Below are 17,978 nucleotides of genomic sequence, written 5' to 3'. Positions count from 1 at the left end.
AGAAAGTATATGTATAAATATGATATAATGCCTCTAGTCTGCGCGGATTTTCGGTTTGCCCGCCTGCAGAAACCGTGCTAAAGTAAAAAGGCAGATAGAAACGGAGGAAGTCGGTAATGACGAATTGGTCAAAAGAAATATGGGATTGGATTAAAGTAATCGTCGTCGTCGTTTTAATCGTCGTCATTGTGCGCGGCTTCTTGTTTGCCAACTATGTTGTCAGTGGACCTTCCATGCTTCCGACAGTGGAAGACGGGCAGCGGATGATTATTAACAAGATCGGATATGCCTTTTCGGAGCCCGAACGCTCAGATATCATCGTTTTTCATGCGAATGAAAACAGTGACTATATTAAAAGAGTGATCGGCCTTCCAGGAGATACGGTGGAGTACAGGGACGATACGTTATATATTAACGGAGAAGCTCAGGATGAGCCGTACTTAGAAGAATTTCAAAAACAAACGAGCGGAGAGTTCACTCAGGATTTTACGCTTGAAGGAGTGACCGGTGAAACAACCGTGCCGGAAGACAGCTATTTTGTAATGGGCGACAACCGCCCTCGTAGTGAAGACAGCAGAGCCAGCGCTGTCGGTTTTGTAGATGAGGAACAAATTGTGGGAGAGGCGAGTATCAGGTACTGGCCGCTCGATGATTTCACCTTCAGTCCATAAAAAGAGCTTCAGCAGGTGCTGCCTGCTGAAGCTCTTTTTGATGGCTTATAATTTTTACTAATTTCCGGGAGAACTGTCCCAGTGCGCTTCAATAAATTCGTCCCGGCCGGAGAGGGCCCGGTCTTTTTTATATGCTTCCCTTTCCTTCTTATAAAAGTTCTGGTGGGATTCCTCAGCCGGATAAAAAGGTTCCGCCGGCCGGATCTCCGTAACTACGGGGGCACGGAACCGGTCGCTTTCTTCTACCTGCTGCCTCGATGCTTCCGCCAATCGGCGCTGTTCTTCGGTATGATAGAAAATGGCCGTCTGGTATTGAGGCCCGCGGTCGTGAAACTGACCATGGGGGTCTGTCGGATCAATTTGAGGCCAGTATAGATCGAGCAGCTGCTGATAGGAAAACAACGCAGGGTCAAACTCAATCTGAACTGCTTCTCTATGCCCTGTTGTTCCAGCTTTTACCTCATCGTACGAAGGATGCTCGACGCTGCCGCCGGTATAGCCGGAGGTAATGGATATAATGCCGGGAAGCTCGTCAAACGGCTGCACCATACACCAAAAACACCCGCCGGCAAAGGTTGCCAGTTCTTTATTTTTTGTCTCGTTTTGCTGGGTCATTGCGAACACCGTCCATCACCTGTATAGTATTTTTTGTATTTGTGTAAAGTATAGCACAGCAAAAAGAAGTCGTAATTCAAAAAGCCTGAACACGAAAGACAAATAAAGGAGGGAAGATATGCTTACCGGCCAAAAAATTCTGCCAGCAGCCCGTAATGAAAGGGAGTTTGAAAAAGCACTCAAAACCTCCGGGCAGTACGTGGTCATTTTGAATGTGCATCTGGCGAAGCTTAAAAGCCTGATGCAGTTAAGCAAACGGGCAGATAAAAAAGTACTGCTGCATGCAGATCTGGTCCAGGGTCTTGCTCATGATGACTCCGCGGCTCAGTTTTTATGCCAGAATATCCGCCCGGACGGATTAATCAGTACCCGCAGGCAGATTCTTACAACCGCTAAAAAAAACAATCTTATTACGGTGCAGCGTTTGTTTTTACTGGATTCCCTGGCACTTGAAACAAGTTTTAAGCTGCTTGAAGACATTAAACCGGATATGGTAGAGCTTCTGCCGGGTATTGTACCGTCCATGATTAAGGAAGTAGCCGAAAATAAAAATGTACCTGTTATTGCAGGTGGTCTGATTCGTTCGCAGGAAGAAGTTTCTGCCGCCTGGAACGCAGGAGCATCGGCCATATCGACGACGGAAAAATCATTATGGCCAATATAGAGAATAGAAAAGTGGAGGAAACAACGATGACTGAAAAGAAATACATTCTCGCAATCGACCAGGGAACAACCAGTTCAAGAGCTATATTGTTTGATCAGGAAGGCCAGATTGTAGGCAGCGAACAGCGTGAATTGGAGCAGTATTTCCCCCGTGCCGGCTGGGTGGAGCACAATGCCAATGAAATCTGGTCCGGGGTGCTCGGCTGCCTTGCCGGAGTGCTTGAAAACAATGAAGTTTCTCCAAAGCAGATCAGCGGCCTCGGTATTACTAATCAACGTGAAACTACAGTAGTGTGGGATAAGCACACGGGAAAACCGGTGTACCATGCCCTAGTATGGCAGTCCCGGCAGACCGCTTCGATCTGTGAGGAATTAAAGCAGCAGGGATATGAAAAAATGGTAAGAAGCAAAACGGGCCTGCTGCTTGATCCTTACTTTTCGGGAACGAAAGTAAAATGGATTCTCGATAATATTGAGGGAACAAAGGAAAAAGCAGAACAGGGAGAGCTGTTGTTTGGTACGATCGATACGTGGCTGATTTGGAGGTTAACCGGAGGAAAAGCTCACGTAACGGATTATTCCAATGCTTCACGCACGATGATGTTTAACATCTATGATTTAACCTGGGATGAGGAGCTTCTGAAAATGCTTGATATTCCGGAAACGATGCTTCCGGAAGTGAAGTCGTCGTCGGAAATATACGGCCATACCGTGGATTACCACTTCTTCGGTGAAGAAATACCAATCGCTTCGGCTGCGGGAGATCAGCATGCAGCGTTGTTCGGACAGACATGCTTTGATGAGGGCATGGTAAAAAATACTTACGGAACCGGCTGCTTTATGCTGATGCAGACAGGAGAGACTCCGATTCATTCTGACAATGGACTGCTTACCACCATCGCATGGGGACTCGACGGAAAAGTGAAATATGCCCTCGAGGGAAGTATATTTGTAGCAGGTTCAGCTGTACAGTGGCTGAAGGACGGGATGCGTCTGATTGACTCTTCCTCTGCTTCTGAAACCTATGCCCTGCGTGTGAACGACAGTGAGGGTGTGTACGTTGTGCCGGCCTTTACCGGCCTTGGGGCACCTTATTGGGACAGTGAGGTTCGGGGAGCTGTATTTGGCCTCACCCGCGGCACCGAAAAAGAACATTTTATCCGGGCGACCCTTGAAGCGCTCGCGTATCAGACGAAAGACGTGCTTGATGTTATGAGGGAGGACGCGGGCATGGAAGTAAAAACATTGCGTGTTGACGGCGGCGTTGTACCGAACAACTTCCTCATGCAGTTTCAGTGCGATATGGCTGAAGTACGGGTGGAGCGCCCGTACGTATTGGAAACGACGGCACTGGGGGCGGCTTATCTTGCAGGCCTTGCTACAGGCTTTTGGAAAAACAAAGAAGAGCTTATGGATAAATGGGAGCTCGAAAAATCGTTTGATGTGCATATGGAAGACGAAAAGCGGGAAGAACACTATGCAGGGTGGAAAAAAGCGGTTGATGCAGCACGTGCGTTTAAGTAAACATATCGGTTGCATTTGAATGAAAGAGCGATTACAATTAGGTTAAGTTAATAAATGGTCGGAGATGCAGAGAGACCGCAGATACCCTTCACCCTAGAAGAGGAGATCTGCGGTCTTTTTTACTCTCTGATATTGTAAAAGGGGATGAAATGAATGGCAGATCAGCATTTTTCAGCACTATCACGTAAATCACGTTTGAAAAATATGACAGAGACCCACCTCGACGTGCTCGTTATCGGAGGCGGCATTACCGGAGCGGGCATTACACTGGACGCCACAGCCCGTGGTCTTAACACGGCCTGCATTGAAATGCAGGACTTTGCAGCAGGTACTTCCAGCCGTTCCACTAAGCTTGTACACGGGGGACTGCGTTACCTTGAACAGTTTGAAATTAAACTTGTAGCCGAGGTAGGAAGAGAGCGGGCCATCGTGTATGAAAATGCGCCTCACGTAACCGAGCCGGAGTGGATGCTTCTCCCAATCGTAAAAGGTGGAAACCTTGGGAAAACCTCTACCTCGTTCGGCCTGCAGGTGTACGACCGTCTGGCTCAGGTAAACAAGCACGAGCGCCGCTACATGCTCAACAAAAAAAGAACTCTGGAAAAAGAACCACTACTCCGCGAAGAAAATCTTCTCGGCGGGGGCGTCTATGTTGAATACCGTACGGACGATGCAAGACTGACCCTGGAAGCAATGAAAAAAGCTGTGGAGCTCGGCGCAGACGCCGTTAACTATGCCAAAGCAACTGATCTTTTATATGACAATGGCAAGCTCGTCGGTGTCGAAGTGAAAGACTTGATTAATAACGAAACCCACCGCATTTATGCGGACCATGTTGTGAACGCTGCCGGCCCATGGGTGGATACGCTCAGAAAAGTAGACGGCTCCAACAAAGGCAAACTCCTGCATCATACAAAAGGGATCCATCTTGTGTTTGATCTCAGCCGCTTCCCGCTCCGCCAGGCTACGTATTTTGACGCTCCGGACGGACGGATGATCTTTGCGATTCCACGCGGAAATAAAGCGTACGTAGGCACGACAGATACGGATTACGGTGCAAACCTGGAAGAGCCGCGCGTGTCCAGGGAAGACCGCGACTATATTTTAGAAGTCACAAATTATGAATTCCCAACCCTGAAGCTGAAGGCAGAAGATGTGGAATCGAGCTGGTCCGGCATTCGTCCGCTCATTCAGGAGGAAGGAAAATCAGCCTCTGAAATCTCCCGTAAAGATGAAATTTTCATTTCGGATTCCGGACTGATTTCCATCGCAGGCGGTAAACTGACCGGCTACCGCAAAATGGCAGAGCGGATTGTCGACGTAGTAGTTGATAAGATGAATATTCACGCACCGTGCCCAACCCAGGACATCCGGCTTTCCGGCGGTGAAGTGGGCGGATCTTCCGGCTATGAAACCTTCGCCGTTAAAGAAGCGTACCGCGGCGAAGCGCTTGGAATGACCAGAGATGAAACAGAAGATCTGTTCCGCTTCTACGGGGCGAACGGCCTGAAAATGCTTGAGCTGCTCGAAGAGAACCTTGAAGAAGCGAAAAACAGCGGTATGCCGTTAAAGCTCGCTGCACGGCTGTTGTACGCGCTTGAGTATGAAATGGCAGTTACACCGCTTGACTTCCTGAACAGAAGAACGGCCTTCCTTTTCTTTGATATGCCGGAGCTGAAGCGCTGGAAAGAACCGGTAACGGCATTTATGAAGAAATCGTTGAACTGGTCCGAGGAAGAAACAAAAGCTTACACTGAAGAGCTTGAGTCCGAAATTGCCTATGCGACGAAGCCTTATGAAGACGTTGAGGATCAAAAAGCCAGGGAAAAACAAGCAAATTAAAGAAATAGCATAAAAACGCCTGCTCTTTAACCGGAGCGGGCGTTTTGTTTTGGAAAGGAGAAAAGAACGAATACCGGAAAACCATGGTAGAAATACGTGCTTTCTTATATACTGGTAACAGGCATATTTACTGAGAAATACAATAAACGCTTCAGGAGTGATTATACATATGAGTTGGACGGACCACTGGAATCGATGGAAAAACCATGCGTTTATAGAAGAAGCGTGGAAAGAAAAGCTTCACGAACTGGATGAAACAAATGCGGAGGATTACTTTTATCAATACCTGGCGTTTGGAACCGGGGGGATGCGCGGAGAAATCGGGCCTGGAACGAATAGAATGAATACATACACGATCCGCCGGGCAGCAGAAGGGCTTGCGCGTTATATTGAAAACGCCGGAGCTGAAGCAAAGTCCAGAGGGGTGGCTGTTGCGTTTGACCCGCGCCACTATTCAGAAAAGTTTGCGCTTGAAACAGCACAGACGCTCGGGGCACACGGTATCCAGGTATACTTGTTTGAAGATCTGCGCCCGACTCCGGAGCTCTCGTTTGCGGTGCGCAGAACCTATGCATTTGCCGGTGTAGTAATTACAGCAAGTCATAATCCGCCGGAATATAACGGGTTTAAAGTGTACGGTGAAGATGGGGGACAGTTCCCGCCGGGGCCTGCAGACGAGTTGATCACCTACGTGGAATCGGTCGAAAATGAGCTGGAAATCCGGGTGAAGGACAGCGGAGACATGCAGGAGGAAGGCCTGCTCGTGATGCTGGGCGAAGAAACTGATGCAGCTTATGACAAAGCGCTTCAGTCCATTCTGCTGCAGCCGGAGATGATCAAAGAAAACGGAAGCGATTTGAATGTAGTGTTTACCCCGCTGCACGGAACAGCGAAGGATCCGGTGCTGCGGGCACTCTCTGCAGCTGGTTTTCAAAACGTATCGACAGTGGAGGAGCAGTTAACGCCTGATCCGGAATTTTCCACCGTGCAGAGCCCGAACCCTGAAGAAAAAGAAGCTTTTGCAAAAGCTATCCAAGTAGGTGAAAACAGTAACGCGGATATACTGATTGGCACCGATCCTGACGCAGACCGGATTGGTCTGGCGGCAAAAGACAGCAGTGGAGAGTTTGCGGTGCTCACTGGAAACCAGACCGGGGCGCTTCTTCTTGATTATCTTCTTATGCAAAAGACAGAGGCAGGAGCCCTTCCGGCAAACGGCATAGTGATGAAAACGATCGTCACTTCTGAACTGGGAAGAGCTATAGCAGAGCATTACGGTCAGGCATGCGAGGATACGCTCACCGGGTTTAAATTCATTGGTGAAAAAATCAAAACCTATAATGAAACAGGAGAATACGCCTTTCAGTTTGGTTATGAGGAATCCTACGGATATTTGATCGGAGACTTTGTACGCGATAAAGATGCGGTGCAGGCGGCGCTTTTAATTGCGGAGATGGCCCTGTGGCATAAGAAGCAGGGGCGCACTGTGTATGAAGGGCTGATGGATATTTACAGTCGTTTTGGATATTTCATGGAAGGGCTGGATTCCTTAACGAAAAAAGGAAAAGAAGGCGCTGTGCAAATTGATCATCTGATCGAAACGTTCCGCACGGAGCCGCCTGAGCGGGTGAGTGACGCTTCTATTCAGAAGGTGGAGGATTACAAAACAGGAGAACGCACGTACTTGCTTGAAAATGGGAAAACAGAACCTATTCAGCTTCCGTCTTCAAATGTGCTGAAGTTTTTTACAGATGATGAATCCTGGTTCTGTCTCCGTCCTTCAGGCACAGAGCCGAAAGTGAAATTTTATTTCGGTGTTAAGGGAGAGACGTTCAAGCAGACAGAGGAAAAGCTACTTCAGCTGAAAATGGATGTTATGGCAATGGTGCATGAACGTCTCGAAGATTAAAAAACCCTGTAGAGCAAAAAGAAGGCGCCGCCTGTTTTTGCCTTCTGACGGATCAAAAGGAGGTCGCTTTGCATGCAGTCATGGGTAGAAGACTATTTACACATTTTGAAGCTGAAAATAGAACAGCCGGATGTTCGGTTTTTGACAAAATTGATTCGCTCCCATCTGCATCAGTTTCCATTTGAAAACGTAGGTAAATTAATTGAAGCAGGGGAGAATGCAGAAAATAGGGCACCGATGTCAGTTGATTCATTTTTGTACCGGCGCCAGGTCTACCAGATGGGGGGCACATGCTATACGTTGAATATTCACTTTCAACAGCTGCTGGAGGCACTGGGGTTCTCCACCCGGCTCATTTATTTGAATGAAGACCACGTGTCGGTCCGGGTGGAAACAAACCAGCCGGGGTCTCCCCCTTATTTTGTAGACGTAGGTACGACCGCTCCGTTATTTGAGCCGATCCCTCTTCGCAGGGGGATGGAGCGCTCAAAAAAGTTTGACGGCGAGCAGTTGATATTTCATTATCAGAAAGAAGCACGGCTGTACCGTTATATACGTATGAAAGACGGAAAGCAGGCGGATGAGTCGTGGGCGTTTGATCCTGACACAGAAGCAGGGGAGGCAGATCTGCGGGAGAAGGTCGGCAGGTCTTACGGCCCGGGCGCGCCGTATATGAACCAGCTGCGTCTGCAGCTTTGGGTCCCGGAAAAATATCTGCTGCTGTCTTTGAAAAACAATAAACTTATTGCCCGAAAAGCAAATGGCGCCACTGTGACAAAGTATATACATGATTTTCCGGCTCTTGAACGGGTGGTTCAGGAGGATTTTCGCCTGCATTATCTGCCGGTTCTTCAGGCAGCTTCACAGCTCGAAAAACGTATGTCCTGGGCGTTCTAATAAAAAATGCTCCAGCTGATCATTTCAGCCGGAGCATTTTTTATTTAATTAGAAGCGGACGTCAAAGGATTCATTATGGTCGACAGAATCAAGGTCGGACGTTTCGAGACGCTCCACCGTGGAAAAAGGGCTGCCTTCCTGTACTGCGACAAGAAAGCGGTCCATGTCCTGGGGTGTTCCTTCGGCTTCAATTTCAACAGCTCCGTTTGATTTGTTACGGACCCAGCCGTGAATGTTATGTTTAACTGCTTCTGACTGGGTGAACTGCCGGAAGCCAACGCCCTGGACGTTTCCGTGTACTTCTACATGATAGCGTTTCATTTGCATGCTCCTTTCTGCGGTTCATACTTTTTTAAAATGCTGCTGAAACCAGTGATCCTGTTCTGGCGAAGGATGCTCACTGATTACATGCATCACGTCTTCTTCGTCGGTAGCCATCCAGACCCCGCTGTCATCAAAAAATCCCGGGTATATATAGCCGTGACGAAAAAGCAGCTGGGGTGGATAAATTTCGACGACATCCATTTCGACGTGCTTATAAACACTTTTCGTGCATTGAAATAGTTCCAATTTGGTCACCTGCTTATTTTCGGCCTGGGAGCCGAAAACATATTTAAGACTGAGGAGCGCGGTGGCGGTAGGCAGTGTGGTTTACAGAACCAACATGTTCGTTCAGCTGGAAGGAATCCTGAATAGAAGCCTGAATGAACTGTTTTGCTGTATGAATTGCTTCCCGTACACTCTTTCCATTTGCAAGCTCCGCAGTAATAGCTGCAGAGAACGTACAGCCGGCACCGTGAGTATACTCCGTATTAATCTTTTCGGATTCGATATATTCAAAGCTGTTACCGTCATAAAGCACGTCAATTGACTTCTCTGCTCCGGTTTCTCCACCGCCTTTAATAATAACAAAGGACGGGCCGAGCTGATAAATTTTTTCGGCAGCTGCTTTCATGTCTTCAAGTGATTGCGGCAGGGACACCTGGGCAAGCTGGGAGGCTTCAAATAAATTAGGAGTCACAATAAATGCCTTTGGCACAAGCGTGTCACGCAAATAAGCATCCATTTCCGGATTGACTGGCTCATCGGCGCCTTTACATACCATCACCGGGTCCACCACCAGCTGTTCTATATGGTGCTCATCTAATTTTTTCGCTACCAGCTCGATGACTTCTTTTGAGCCGAGCATCCCTGTTTTTGCGGCTTGAACCCCAATCCCTTTTAACACTGTGTCCAGCTGTGCTTCGAGCGTGGCCGTATCGATAGGATAGACGCGGTGAAACCAGTCGTTATCAGGGTCCTGGGCCACAATGGTAGTAAGGGAAACTATTCCGTAGGTGCCGAGCTCCTGAAATGTTTTTAAATCTGCCTGGATGCCGGCGCCTCCACTTGTATCGGAGCCGGCTATCGTCAGCGTTTTAGGTAGACTCATAATAATCTCCTTTCAAAAAGTGATAAAAAAGCTATTCTGCCCATTCGCCGTTCCGGAATACGGGCTCTTTTGTACCGTCGGGAAGAATGCCGTCTATATTCATATTTTCATTTCCAATCATAAAATCAACATGGATGATGCTTGTGTTTAAACCAGCCTGTGCCTTCTCCTCTTTGTTCATTTCCGGGCCATTTTCCACATTAAAAGCATATGCACTGCCGAGCGCAATATGGTTGGAGGCATTTTCATCAAATAACGTGTTGAAAAATAAAATGCCGGACTGTGAGATAGGGGAGCTGTGCGGAACGAGGGCTACCTCCCCAAGACGGGCAGCACCTTCATCTGAATCGATCAGGTGACGGAGAGTTTCTTCCCCTTCGCCGGCTTCCATGTCCGTGACAGCACCGTCCTTGAAATGCAGCGTAAATCGGTCAATAACGCTGCCGCCGTAGTTCAATGGTTTAGTATTGGTTACGTGCCCGTTAACGAAATCCTTATGCGGAGCAGTAAATACTTCTTCTGTCGGCATATTTGGAATGAACGAAACGCCCGAGGTATTGGTGCTGCCGCCGCCGGCCCAAACGTGTCCTTCCGGCAGGCCGATTTCAAGGTCGGTGCCTGGAGCGGTATAATGAAGTGATTTATATTTTTTGGCATTAAGCCAGTCCACCTTGGCCCGCAGGGTACGGTTGTGGTCGTCCCACGCCTGTACCGGGTCTTCTGTGTCTGCCCGCACAGCGCTGAAGATCCGTTCCCAAAGCAGATCGATGGCCCGGTCTTCGGGCTCGTCCGGGAAAACTTTTTTTGCCCATCCTGCAGAAGGGGTGGAAATCACAAGCCAGCTGACGCGGTCAGCCTGAATATAATCCCGGAACCCTTCCATAGCAGCGCCGGCTGCGTTGTTCGCATTGGCAATTTTATCGGGGTCAACCCCCTTCAGGAGATCCGGATCGGTGGATTTGACCGTGATAAAAGCTGCACCTTCACGGGCCAGCTGTTCCCTGCTTTCAGCACGCCAGGAAGGGAATTCATGAAAGGCTTCTTCGGGCGCTTTTTCGTATTTAATTTTCGTCAATTCATCGTCTGCCCATTCAGGGTAAACATGTTTTGCACCGGCATCGTATGCTGCCTCGGCCAGTCTTCTGACAAAAGGAGCAGCATCAATCGGAGCTGCGATAACTAAAGTCTGCCCCGGCTGGATATTAACCCCTTTATCCACGGCAAGTTTTGCGTAATTGTGAAGTTTTTGTTCGAACGTTTTCATGTCTGAAGCTTCCTTTCTAATACAGTACTGGTTAGACGTAGACAGTGGTCTCAAATGTCTTTCATCATTATAACACGTGAGGATTCATCATTCTTTTGCCGTGTACTGCTTTTTTTAAACAGGCTGAAGGTATAAAAAAGCCCTGCCGGAAGATCCGGGCAGGGTACAAAAGGTATCGTACAGGTAAAGATGCATACATCTAAGGAGAACCTGCCTGTTCAGGGTAGCATAGAATGAATAATAGCCTAATGCCGATGAGAGCTTGTCTCCGCCTGTTTTCGGGAATAAGTGGAAAAGAAACAAACTCAAATCAAAAAATATAATTATATGCATATTTGGATTATACAGATGTTTCCGCCCTTGTTTCAGCACTGCTCCCGGGAGCAGAACTCTGTCCAGGAAGAGGACTGCGGGTTTTAAAATGATGCAGCTCTGCTACAAACTTGACCGGAAATGATGATATCTTGGTATTGTATTTATCTATCGTATTATTATAAACGCTTGAAGAATGAATGATTTTATTCTGCGCATCGTCAAACTGCTCACGCATCGACTTCAGCTCGGACTGCAGCTGCTTATCATCAGGCATGGAAGCGTCAAACACCTCGTGAAGAGTATCTTCAATGCGGGAGTTAATGTGCAGCTGTTCCTGTCTGCTCGATTCCGGGGATAACGCTTCGCTTCTGTATTGTACCAGCGTTTCCAGTTCATCCTGCTTGTGGCGCCATGCTTTTTGGGCAGATTCCACAAAGTCAGGAATTAAGTTCATCCGCCGGTGCAGTTGAAATTCCACCTGGGTCCAGGACTCTTCCACCCAGTTTAAATATTTTATTAAGGCATTGTAGCCGATAATCCAGCTTATAATAGCAGTAACAATAACAATACCGAGAATGATACCGAATATACTCATATCGCCGCCCTCCTTCTTTCGGGGTTTTTACTTAGATAATGGTAATTAGTATAGCATGTTTGTACCGTCAATTACACAGCCTTACTCACAAACACCTATCCTTTTTTTACAGAATTGAGAGTGATTTTCCAATACGTGTATTAAAAAATCAGCAGTGTTTCCTGTCGAGATCCGGGTGCCGTTTTCCGGCAGATAGTCAATTTCATAGCGCCAGGAAGCAGTACTTTCTCCCTCCGGCAGAAAAGTCGGGCAGACAACGGTCCAGCAATAGGACGTCTCCTTAATGTATTCATAGGCAGCCTTATGGTCCTCCGCGGCCATAGTGCTCCGGCGTTTGGATTCTGACGACTCGAACCGGTAAAGGTGCGGCTCTGTGCGCGACTGAAGAATTCCTGCAGTTCCTACGGTGATTAAACGGGTGATGCTTAGGTCGTTCATTTCTTTTAACAATAGCGGTGTAAAGCTGCTTAACACGTTCTGTTTGTCCGTGCCGAGGGCACTGACGACCGCATCCGCGCCCTGCAGTGTTTTTCTGATTTTCGCCTGATCAAGAGCATCGCCGTATATCTGCTCTGCAGAAGCAGGGAGGCTGCCTGCCTTTTCCGGTGAGCGGACAAGTATTTTTAATTCGTGTCCGGCAGCGTCAGCCATAGATGCAAATTGGGAACCGGTGCGGCCGGTGCCGCCAAATAAAGCTATTTTCATTTGAAGCACTCCTTTTTGTTTCACATATCTAAAAGCTATGTAAAAATAGATATACACCCCTATTCCCATTCTATAAAAGGAAAAACGTCGGGAGGCTATGAGAGATGCAGTGGACTACGTGGGAACCCCCTATTGTTCAATGGAGAACTAATGCGCTTTATCGCTGGACTAAAGCACTCGGACTGAGTGATACGGAAGAGCTGAAAACACATGCCGCAATTGATGTTTCCTGGTTTTGGCAGCAGGCTTCCAAACGACTTGAAACCCGTTGGTTCAAACGGTATAAAGATGTGGTGGAGCTTTCGCATGGAAGACGGAAGGCTGGCTGGTTTTACAAAGGTAAAATGAATGCTGCGGAGCAGCTGATAAATAAATCAAAAGAAGTAATGGAGCAGACTGCTTTCATTGATGAAGGCGGAGAGTGGACTTATGAGAGGCTGGCCAAAGAAGTGCAGGAAGCTGCTGGGAAACTGAGGAAAGCCGGGGTGCAAAAGGGCGGACGGGCAGCTGTGGTGGCCCGGGCCGATAAACAGTCGGCGGTGGTTTGCATGGCACTGCTGTATATCGGTGCTGTAGTTTGTCCGTATAACCCCCGCTGGACAACGGCCATAGATAACGAGGTTCATGTGCATTTCCAGCCGGAATGGCTCATTGCTGGTGCGGGAAGTTCTGCAGTTGAAGCTGAGAAAAGGTTCAGCGTGGAAGCTTCGCAAATTATTCAATTGGGGGGGGAGCCTTCCTCAAGACATAAGCAGTGGGAAACTATGCCGGCCGGAAAGAATAAGGAGAAGCCTGAAAAGACAGACGGTGCTGATGCTGCACTTGTCCTTTTTGGTGAGAGTCCGGGAGAACCTGTAAAGGGGTACGTCCTCAGTCATACTAGTTTATTTATGAAATCAGGAACCGAAATTGGTTTAGTATGGGACGTGCGTCCCGGCGACCGAGTCTGGTGGCTCGCCCGGGAGTGGGGATTCGAGCAGCTGTTTGCTATGGTTGGAACGCTTGCAAATGACGGACAATACTGCCTGTTTTCCTGGGACGACGAGAGCGCTGATGCCGGCAGTACGATTGAAGCATACGGAATTACACATATCGGCGTGAATTCACTGTCAGCCCAGATGGCTTCCTCCCAGACACAAAGTAAATGGAAGGAATACCATCTCCATTCGCTGCGGTACGTACTGACGTGGGAGGCAGATTGGATGCGGAGCGACCTGCAATGGGTAATGGATGTATTAACCCGGGGGAGAATTCCACTTTTGAAAGCCTTCGGGGGTGCTCACGCCTCCGGAATGATTACTGCAGATCTGGCGGACCGCAGGGTGCATCCTGAAAAATACAACAGCCGTCTTCCAGGGATGGTGATGGATACCTGGGACAGCGAAGGATATGCAATGCGTCACGCCCCCGGCAGAGTAGTGGTAAAAAAACCATGGCCGAACAGCCTGGAGGTAATGGTTGATGGACAGGTGCAGTACGACAGCTCTCCGTGGTCCTGGTGGAAAGACGTATGGGCCGGTGACGGATTTTTAATAGATGACGGAGAAGGGTATACGTATGCAGGGGAGTATTCAGACATTAATAAGGTGGAGCAGCAGAATGTTTCTTTGCTGCCGCTTGAAAAATGGCTTGAGGGCATGGACTCGGTGGAAACGGCGCTTTTGCGCTGGAACGGAGGAAGTGCAGAGGCGGTCATAGCTCCTGCTGAAGGATGGAGCGGTACTATAGGCTGGAGGCAGGATCTTTCGGAAAGGTGGCTCGAAGCGCAAAAGTTTCCTCTGAAAAGCATACAAATAGTTTCAACACCTCCGGATAATGTAAATAAACGAATGTGGAGAAGCGCATTTAAACGCGGGAAATTCATCATAGAACGTGAGGAATTTATTTTTACCGAAGAGAAATAACGTTTAACTAATAGACAACTGCCAAAGGAGCAATCATCATGAACGCAGTTATTACAATTATCATTATGATCGCTATTGGGGCAGCTATCGGGGGAGTAACGAATTCACTTGCGATCCGGATGCTGTTCAGGCCGTATAAGCCAGTGTACATAGGCTCTGTACGGGTGCCGTTCACCCCGGGGCTGATCCCAAAAAGACGTAATGAGCTCGCCGGGCAGCTCGGACGGGTCGTTACAGACCATCTGTTGACCCCGGAAGGCCTGCAGACAAAAATTCGCAGCGACATGTTTTCCCGCCAACTAAATGACTGGGTAACCTTGGAGATGAAAGAGTATCTTTATTCTGAGAAAAGCTTATCCGATTATGTGGAGAAATGGACAGGTCTGAGCGATGCTCGCGGTTTTCTCCGCGAAACATTAAGAGAAACGCTCGATATAAAATGGGAAGAGGCTAAGCACCGCCATGCTGATACTCCGATTAAAGAACTGCTGCCCTCAGGGGCGGTCCATCAATCGGAAGTGATGACCAAAGAGCTTACACAGCTAATAATGGTGAAGGCCGGTGATTATTTTCGGTCAAGCGCAGGTAAGCAGCAGCTGGCGCTTTTGCTCGAGCGTTTTTTAGAAGGAAAAGGCTCGATGATGAACTTCTTCGGTACAATGATCGGTAACGACCGGCTCGTTGACCGTATTCAACCAGAGGTGCTCCGTTTTTTTGAAGACCCTGGAACAGAAAAAATGATTTCCGGACTGCTGCAGCAGGAGCGAAAAGCGCTGTTTGAAAAACCGGCCGCGGCGGCTTTTGCCTATGTGGATTCCCGGGCCGCGGTGGATTACATTGTGGAAGCAGTTGATAAACATGTACCCGTGATGGAGAGGCTCGAGCAGCCTTTAAAGGAATGGGCTCCCGCATATGAGAAAAAATTGCTGGAGGAATGGGTTCCAAAAGCAGTAAAAAAAGGCCAGGGATCCATTGCGAAGAGGCTCCCGAATTTGTTTGAACAGCTTCATCTTCATGATGTAGTTAAAGAGCAGGTGGATACGTTTTCGACAGACCGGATGGAAGCTATGCTGCTTACGATTTCCGGAAGGGAGTTTAAGCTGATCACATATCTGGGTGCACTGATTGGCGGTTTCGTAGGCTGTGTACAGGGAATAGTTGTGCTGTGGATAATGTGAATAAAAAAATACCATTGATTCTTCCGGAATGGATGAATTCTGCTGGCGGTTCATGTTATGCTCATACAGACAATCTTAAAGGAGGACTTATATATGTCCAATATTCATGACAAGGCTTACGAATTATCAGGTGCGCTTCGTGAGAGCGAAGAATTCCAGCAACTTAAAGAGCTTCATAACGAAGTAGAGCAGGACGAAGTCGCAAAGCGTATGCTCGATAACTTCCGTAATGTACAGCTTGAACTGCAGCAAAAACAAATGCAGGGAGAGCAGCCTTCGGAAGAAGAAATTACTCAGGCTCAAAAACAGTTTGAAATGGTGCAGCAGCACGAAGTTATTTCGAAGCTGATGCAGCAGGAGCAGCAGCTCAGCACAGTCATTTCTGACTTGAATAAAATTATTACAGAGCCGCTTGAAGAACTCTACGGTGTACCGGAAGAAAATAACGGCCAGCAGTAATAACAAAAACTTTCCTCGCGACGGGGAAAGTTTTTTATTTGCCTTCACGTTATAGATTCTGGCTGAAACGTGCTACAATAAATATGGCGGTATTCGTCTTTAACCACGAGTTATGTTAACAGGAGGGGACGCTGTGCGCCCGCAGACCAAGCGTTATCGATACGTTTACTTAATTACAGCAGTGACAGCTCTACTCACAGCAGCTATTGTTTTTATTGCCTCATCAATGCAGGACGGGAGCACACCGACATACAATTCCCAGGAAGACTTTGCGGAAAATGAAGTTCCAAAAGAATATATTTCTGTTTACAAACAGGCGGGAGAAGATTATGATATTCCGTGGACCCTATTAGCGGCCGTTCACCGTGTAGAAACTGTCTTTTCAACGATGGAAACCCTGGAAAGCCCGGTTGGGGCGATAGGACATATGCAGTTTATGCCATGCACATTTGTAGGATGGAATTATCCAGGCTGTGGGGGAAATGGCAGTGCTGATATACCGGAACAGGAATTAACCGATCCGGAAACGATTAATGAATACGGCGGCTACGGTGTTGACGCTGACGGCGATGGCAGGGCCGATCCATATGCTCTTGAAGATGCCGTGTACTCGGCGGCGAACTTTCTTGCGTCTAACGGAGCAGCGGGTGGTGAGGTACGGCCGGCAATATACCAATATAACCAGGCGGACTGGTATGTAGACGATATTCTTAATTATTACAACACATATGATGAAGAAGTGGAACTGGTGAATCTTGAAGAAAATCGCTTAGCAGAGGAGGGGGGATAAGTTGTTTTTTATTGAAACATTCGCAGAAATTAACTGGGTGGAATGGCTGCTCCTTGTAAGCGTGCTCATTACGACACTTTGGATCGTCAGCCAGCACATTACGAATACGAATGCTTATTCCCTCCATCAGGAGGAAGCAAGGGTCTGCTATGACGATTACAGCCGGGTGCCGGAAATGGCTGCTCTTCGCTTTGTTACTGTACAAAAGAAGATACCGGACCGCTCGGACAGCAGACATGATGATGAAGACTCTTCTTATTTTTCATCATAATTTGGAAGCATGAAAAATAAGAAGGAGTGAATGTAGTGAATAGTAAGTGGAAATTAATAGCAATGCTAGGTGTTTTAATGCTGGTGCTTGCCGGTTGTGGCGGCGAACAGGAAGCTATATCGGCCGACAGTGAAGGAATTTGGAATCGTTTCTTTGTATACCCGTTTTCATGGCTTTTAATCACAATTGCCCAATTTTTTAATGGTGATTACGGCCTTTCAATTATTGTAGTGACGATTATCATCCGTATTGTGCTGCTTCCATTGTTTATAAAACAACAGAACAGCGCGGTGGCGATGAAGCGGCTGCAGCCGAGAATGAAAGAGCTGCAGGAAAAATACAGCTCGAAAAACCAGGCCGAAGCCCAGAAGCTTCAGCAGGAAATGATGAAGCTGTACCGGGATGAAGGCGTGAACCCAATGATGGGCTGTCTGCCTATTCTGCTGCAGATGCCGATTTTGATGGCCTTTTACTTTGCCATTCAGCGGACAGAAGAGCTCGCAGCCCACAGCTTCTTATGGGTAGACCTTGGAGAGCCGGATCCATTTTTCATTTTCCCAATCCTTGCCGGACTAATGATGTTTTTGCAAACGAGAATCACGGCGAAGGATATGCCGGAAAACATGAGACCAATTATGATGCTGATGCCGGTGATGATGATCGTAGCCGGAATCTTTCTGCCGTCCGCCCTTTCTCTTTACTGGGCGACAGGCGGTGTGTTTATGATTTTCCAGACTCTCGTGTTTACAAAGCGCAAAGAAAAAATGGAGCAGAGCCAGCAGGAAAAAACAACAACGTAACCATGAAAGAAAGCCGCCTGCAGGCAAGCAGTGCGGCTTTCTTTATAGAAACATTGAGGCGTTAATACCGTCTAACACAGAGGAAAGTGGAAACTGAGTAATAATACTGCTACGATAATAGCAGATGGACACGTATCTTCAGAG

General features: G+C 47.9%; 19 protein-coding genes. 12 read left to right on the top strand and 7 right to left on the bottom strand.

The features are described 5' to 3' along the window. Window positions 1-116: 116 nt before the first annotated feature. Window positions 117-671, top strand: coding sequence for a signal peptidase I (gene lepB, locus ACTRXG_RS02605; protein WP_474283946.1), 555 nt, complete (start codon window positions 117-119; stop codon window positions 669-671). Between the two features lie 57 nt (window positions 672-728). On the opposite strand, the gene msrA is transcribed toward lepB, so the two are convergent. Further along, window positions 729-1,286 (bottom strand): peptide-methionine (S)-S-oxide reductase MsrA, encoded by a 558-nt coding sequence (gene msrA, locus ACTRXG_RS02600; protein ID WP_474283944.1) that lies wholly within the window; start codon window positions 1,284-1,286, stop codon window positions 729-731. 118 nt (window positions 1,287-1,404) lie between these two features. Between msrA and ACTRXG_RS02595 the strand changes: the two genes are divergently transcribed. The 5 genes from ACTRXG_RS02595 to ACTRXG_RS02575 all read left to right on the top strand — a co-directional run bounded on the left by ACTRXG_RS02595 (window position 1,405) and on the right by ACTRXG_RS02575 (window position 8,121). Beyond that, window positions 1,405-1,950: a glycerol-3-phosphate responsive antiterminator gene (locus ACTRXG_RS02595; RefSeq protein ID WP_474261683.1), complete on the top strand. Its 546-nt coding sequence runs from the start codon at window positions 1,405-1,407 to the stop codon at window positions 1,948-1,950. Between the two features lie 26 nt (window positions 1,951-1,976). Next, window positions 1,977-3,473, top strand: a complete 1,497-nt coding sequence (glpK, locus tag ACTRXG_RS02590) for a glycerol kinase GlpK (RefSeq protein ID WP_474283942.1) — start codon at window positions 1,977-1,979, stop codon at window positions 3,471-3,473. A gap of 153 nt (window positions 3,474-3,626) precedes the next feature. Next, window positions 3,627-5,315 (top strand): glycerol-3-phosphate dehydrogenase/oxidase, encoded by a 1,689-nt coding sequence (locus tag ACTRXG_RS02585; RefSeq protein WP_474261685.1) that lies wholly within the window; start codon window positions 3,627-3,629, stop codon window positions 5,313-5,315. 169 nt (window positions 5,316-5,484) lie between these two features. Further along, window positions 5,485-7,224, top strand: a complete 1,740-nt coding sequence (locus ACTRXG_RS02580; protein ID WP_474283940.1) for a phospho-sugar mutase — start codon at window positions 5,485-5,487, stop codon at window positions 7,222-7,224. A gap of 72 nt (window positions 7,225-7,296) precedes the next feature. After that, window positions 7,297-8,121: an arylamine N-acetyltransferase gene (locus ACTRXG_RS02575; protein WP_474283938.1), complete on the top strand. Its 825-nt coding sequence runs from the start codon at window positions 7,297-7,299 to the stop codon at window positions 8,119-8,121. A 48-nt stretch (window positions 8,122-8,169) separates the two neighbouring features. On the opposite strand, the gene ACTRXG_RS02570 is transcribed toward ACTRXG_RS02575, so the two are convergent. The 6 genes from ACTRXG_RS02570 to ACTRXG_RS02545 form a co-directional block, all read right to left on the bottom strand. Then, on the bottom strand, window positions 8,170-8,442 hold the full coding sequence (locus tag ACTRXG_RS02570; protein ID WP_022793755.1) for an acylphosphatase: 273 nt from the start codon (window positions 8,440-8,442) through the stop codon (window positions 8,170-8,172). A 21-nt stretch (window positions 8,443-8,463) separates the two neighbouring features. Then, the gene (locus ACTRXG_RS02565) at window positions 8,464-8,691 is read right to left on the bottom strand and encodes a hypothetical protein (protein ID WP_474261689.1); all 228 of its coding nucleotides are present in this window, start codon (window positions 8,689-8,691) and stop codon (window positions 8,464-8,466) included. Between the two features lie 43 nt (window positions 8,692-8,734). Continuing rightward, a complete protein-coding gene (pdxK, locus tag ACTRXG_RS02560; protein ID WP_474283936.1) occupies window positions 8,735-9,553 on the bottom strand; it encodes a pyridoxine/pyridoxal/pyridoxamine kinase in 819 nt (272 codons plus the stop codon). A gap of 31 nt (window positions 9,554-9,584) precedes the next feature. Continuing rightward, the gene (locus ACTRXG_RS02555) at window positions 9,585-10,817 is read right to left on the bottom strand and encodes an aminopeptidase (RefSeq protein WP_474283934.1); all 1,233 of its coding nucleotides are present in this window, start codon (window positions 10,815-10,817) and stop codon (window positions 9,585-9,587) included. A 340-nt stretch (window positions 10,818-11,157) separates the two neighbouring features. Further along, on the bottom strand, window positions 11,158-11,727 hold the full coding sequence (locus tag ACTRXG_RS02550; protein ID WP_474283932.1) for a LemA family protein: 570 nt from the start codon (window positions 11,725-11,727) through the stop codon (window positions 11,158-11,160). 81 nt (window positions 11,728-11,808) lie between these two features. Further along, window positions 11,809-12,432 carry an NAD(P)-dependent oxidoreductase gene (locus ACTRXG_RS02545; RefSeq protein ID WP_474283930.1) on the bottom strand — a complete coding sequence of 208 codons (624 nt, stop codon included), beginning with the start codon at window positions 12,430-12,432 and terminating at the stop codon, window positions 11,809-11,811. Between the two features lie 104 nt (window positions 12,433-12,536). On the opposite strand from ACTRXG_RS02545, the gene ACTRXG_RS02540 reads away from it, so the two are divergent. The 6 genes from ACTRXG_RS02540 to yidC all read left to right on the top strand — a co-directional run bounded on the left by ACTRXG_RS02540 (window position 12,537) and on the right by yidC (window position 17,834). Next, window positions 12,537-14,336, top strand: coding sequence for an AMP-binding protein (locus ACTRXG_RS02540; RefSeq protein WP_474283928.1), 1,800 nt, complete (start codon window positions 12,537-12,539; stop codon window positions 14,334-14,336). Between the two features lie 38 nt (window positions 14,337-14,374). Beyond that, window positions 14,375-15,514 (top strand): DUF445 domain-containing protein, encoded by a 1,140-nt coding sequence (locus ACTRXG_RS02535; protein WP_474279317.1) that lies wholly within the window; start codon window positions 14,375-14,377, stop codon window positions 15,512-15,514. A gap of 93 nt (window positions 15,515-15,607) precedes the next feature. Beyond that, a complete protein-coding gene (locus ACTRXG_RS02530) occupies window positions 15,608-15,973 on the top strand; it encodes a YlbF/YmcA family competence regulator (RefSeq protein ID WP_462867612.1) in 366 nt (121 codons plus the stop codon). Window positions 15,974-16,106: 133 nt separating this feature from the next. Further along, window positions 16,107-16,763: a lytic transglycosylase domain-containing protein gene (locus ACTRXG_RS02525; protein ID WP_474279315.1), complete on the top strand. Its 657-nt coding sequence runs from the start codon at window positions 16,107-16,109 to the stop codon at window positions 16,761-16,763. A 1-nt stretch (window position 16,764) separates the two neighbouring features. Then, a complete protein-coding gene (locus ACTRXG_RS02520; protein ID WP_462867609.1) occupies window positions 16,765-17,034 on the top strand; it encodes a hypothetical protein in 270 nt (89 codons plus the stop codon). A gap of 35 nt (window positions 17,035-17,069) precedes the next feature. Beyond that, complete coding sequence (gene yidC, locus ACTRXG_RS02515) at window positions 17,070-17,834, top strand: membrane protein insertase YidC (protein WP_474261697.1); 765 nt, start codon at window positions 17,070-17,072, stop codon at window positions 17,832-17,834. Window positions 17,835-17,978 lie beyond the last annotated feature (144 nt).

The sequence above is a fragment of the Marinococcus sp. LNSP9103-4 genome (genome assembly GCF_056034345.1).
Note: the sequence above shows the minus strand (reverse complement) of the source record. Positions and strands in the feature narration are given on the sequence as shown.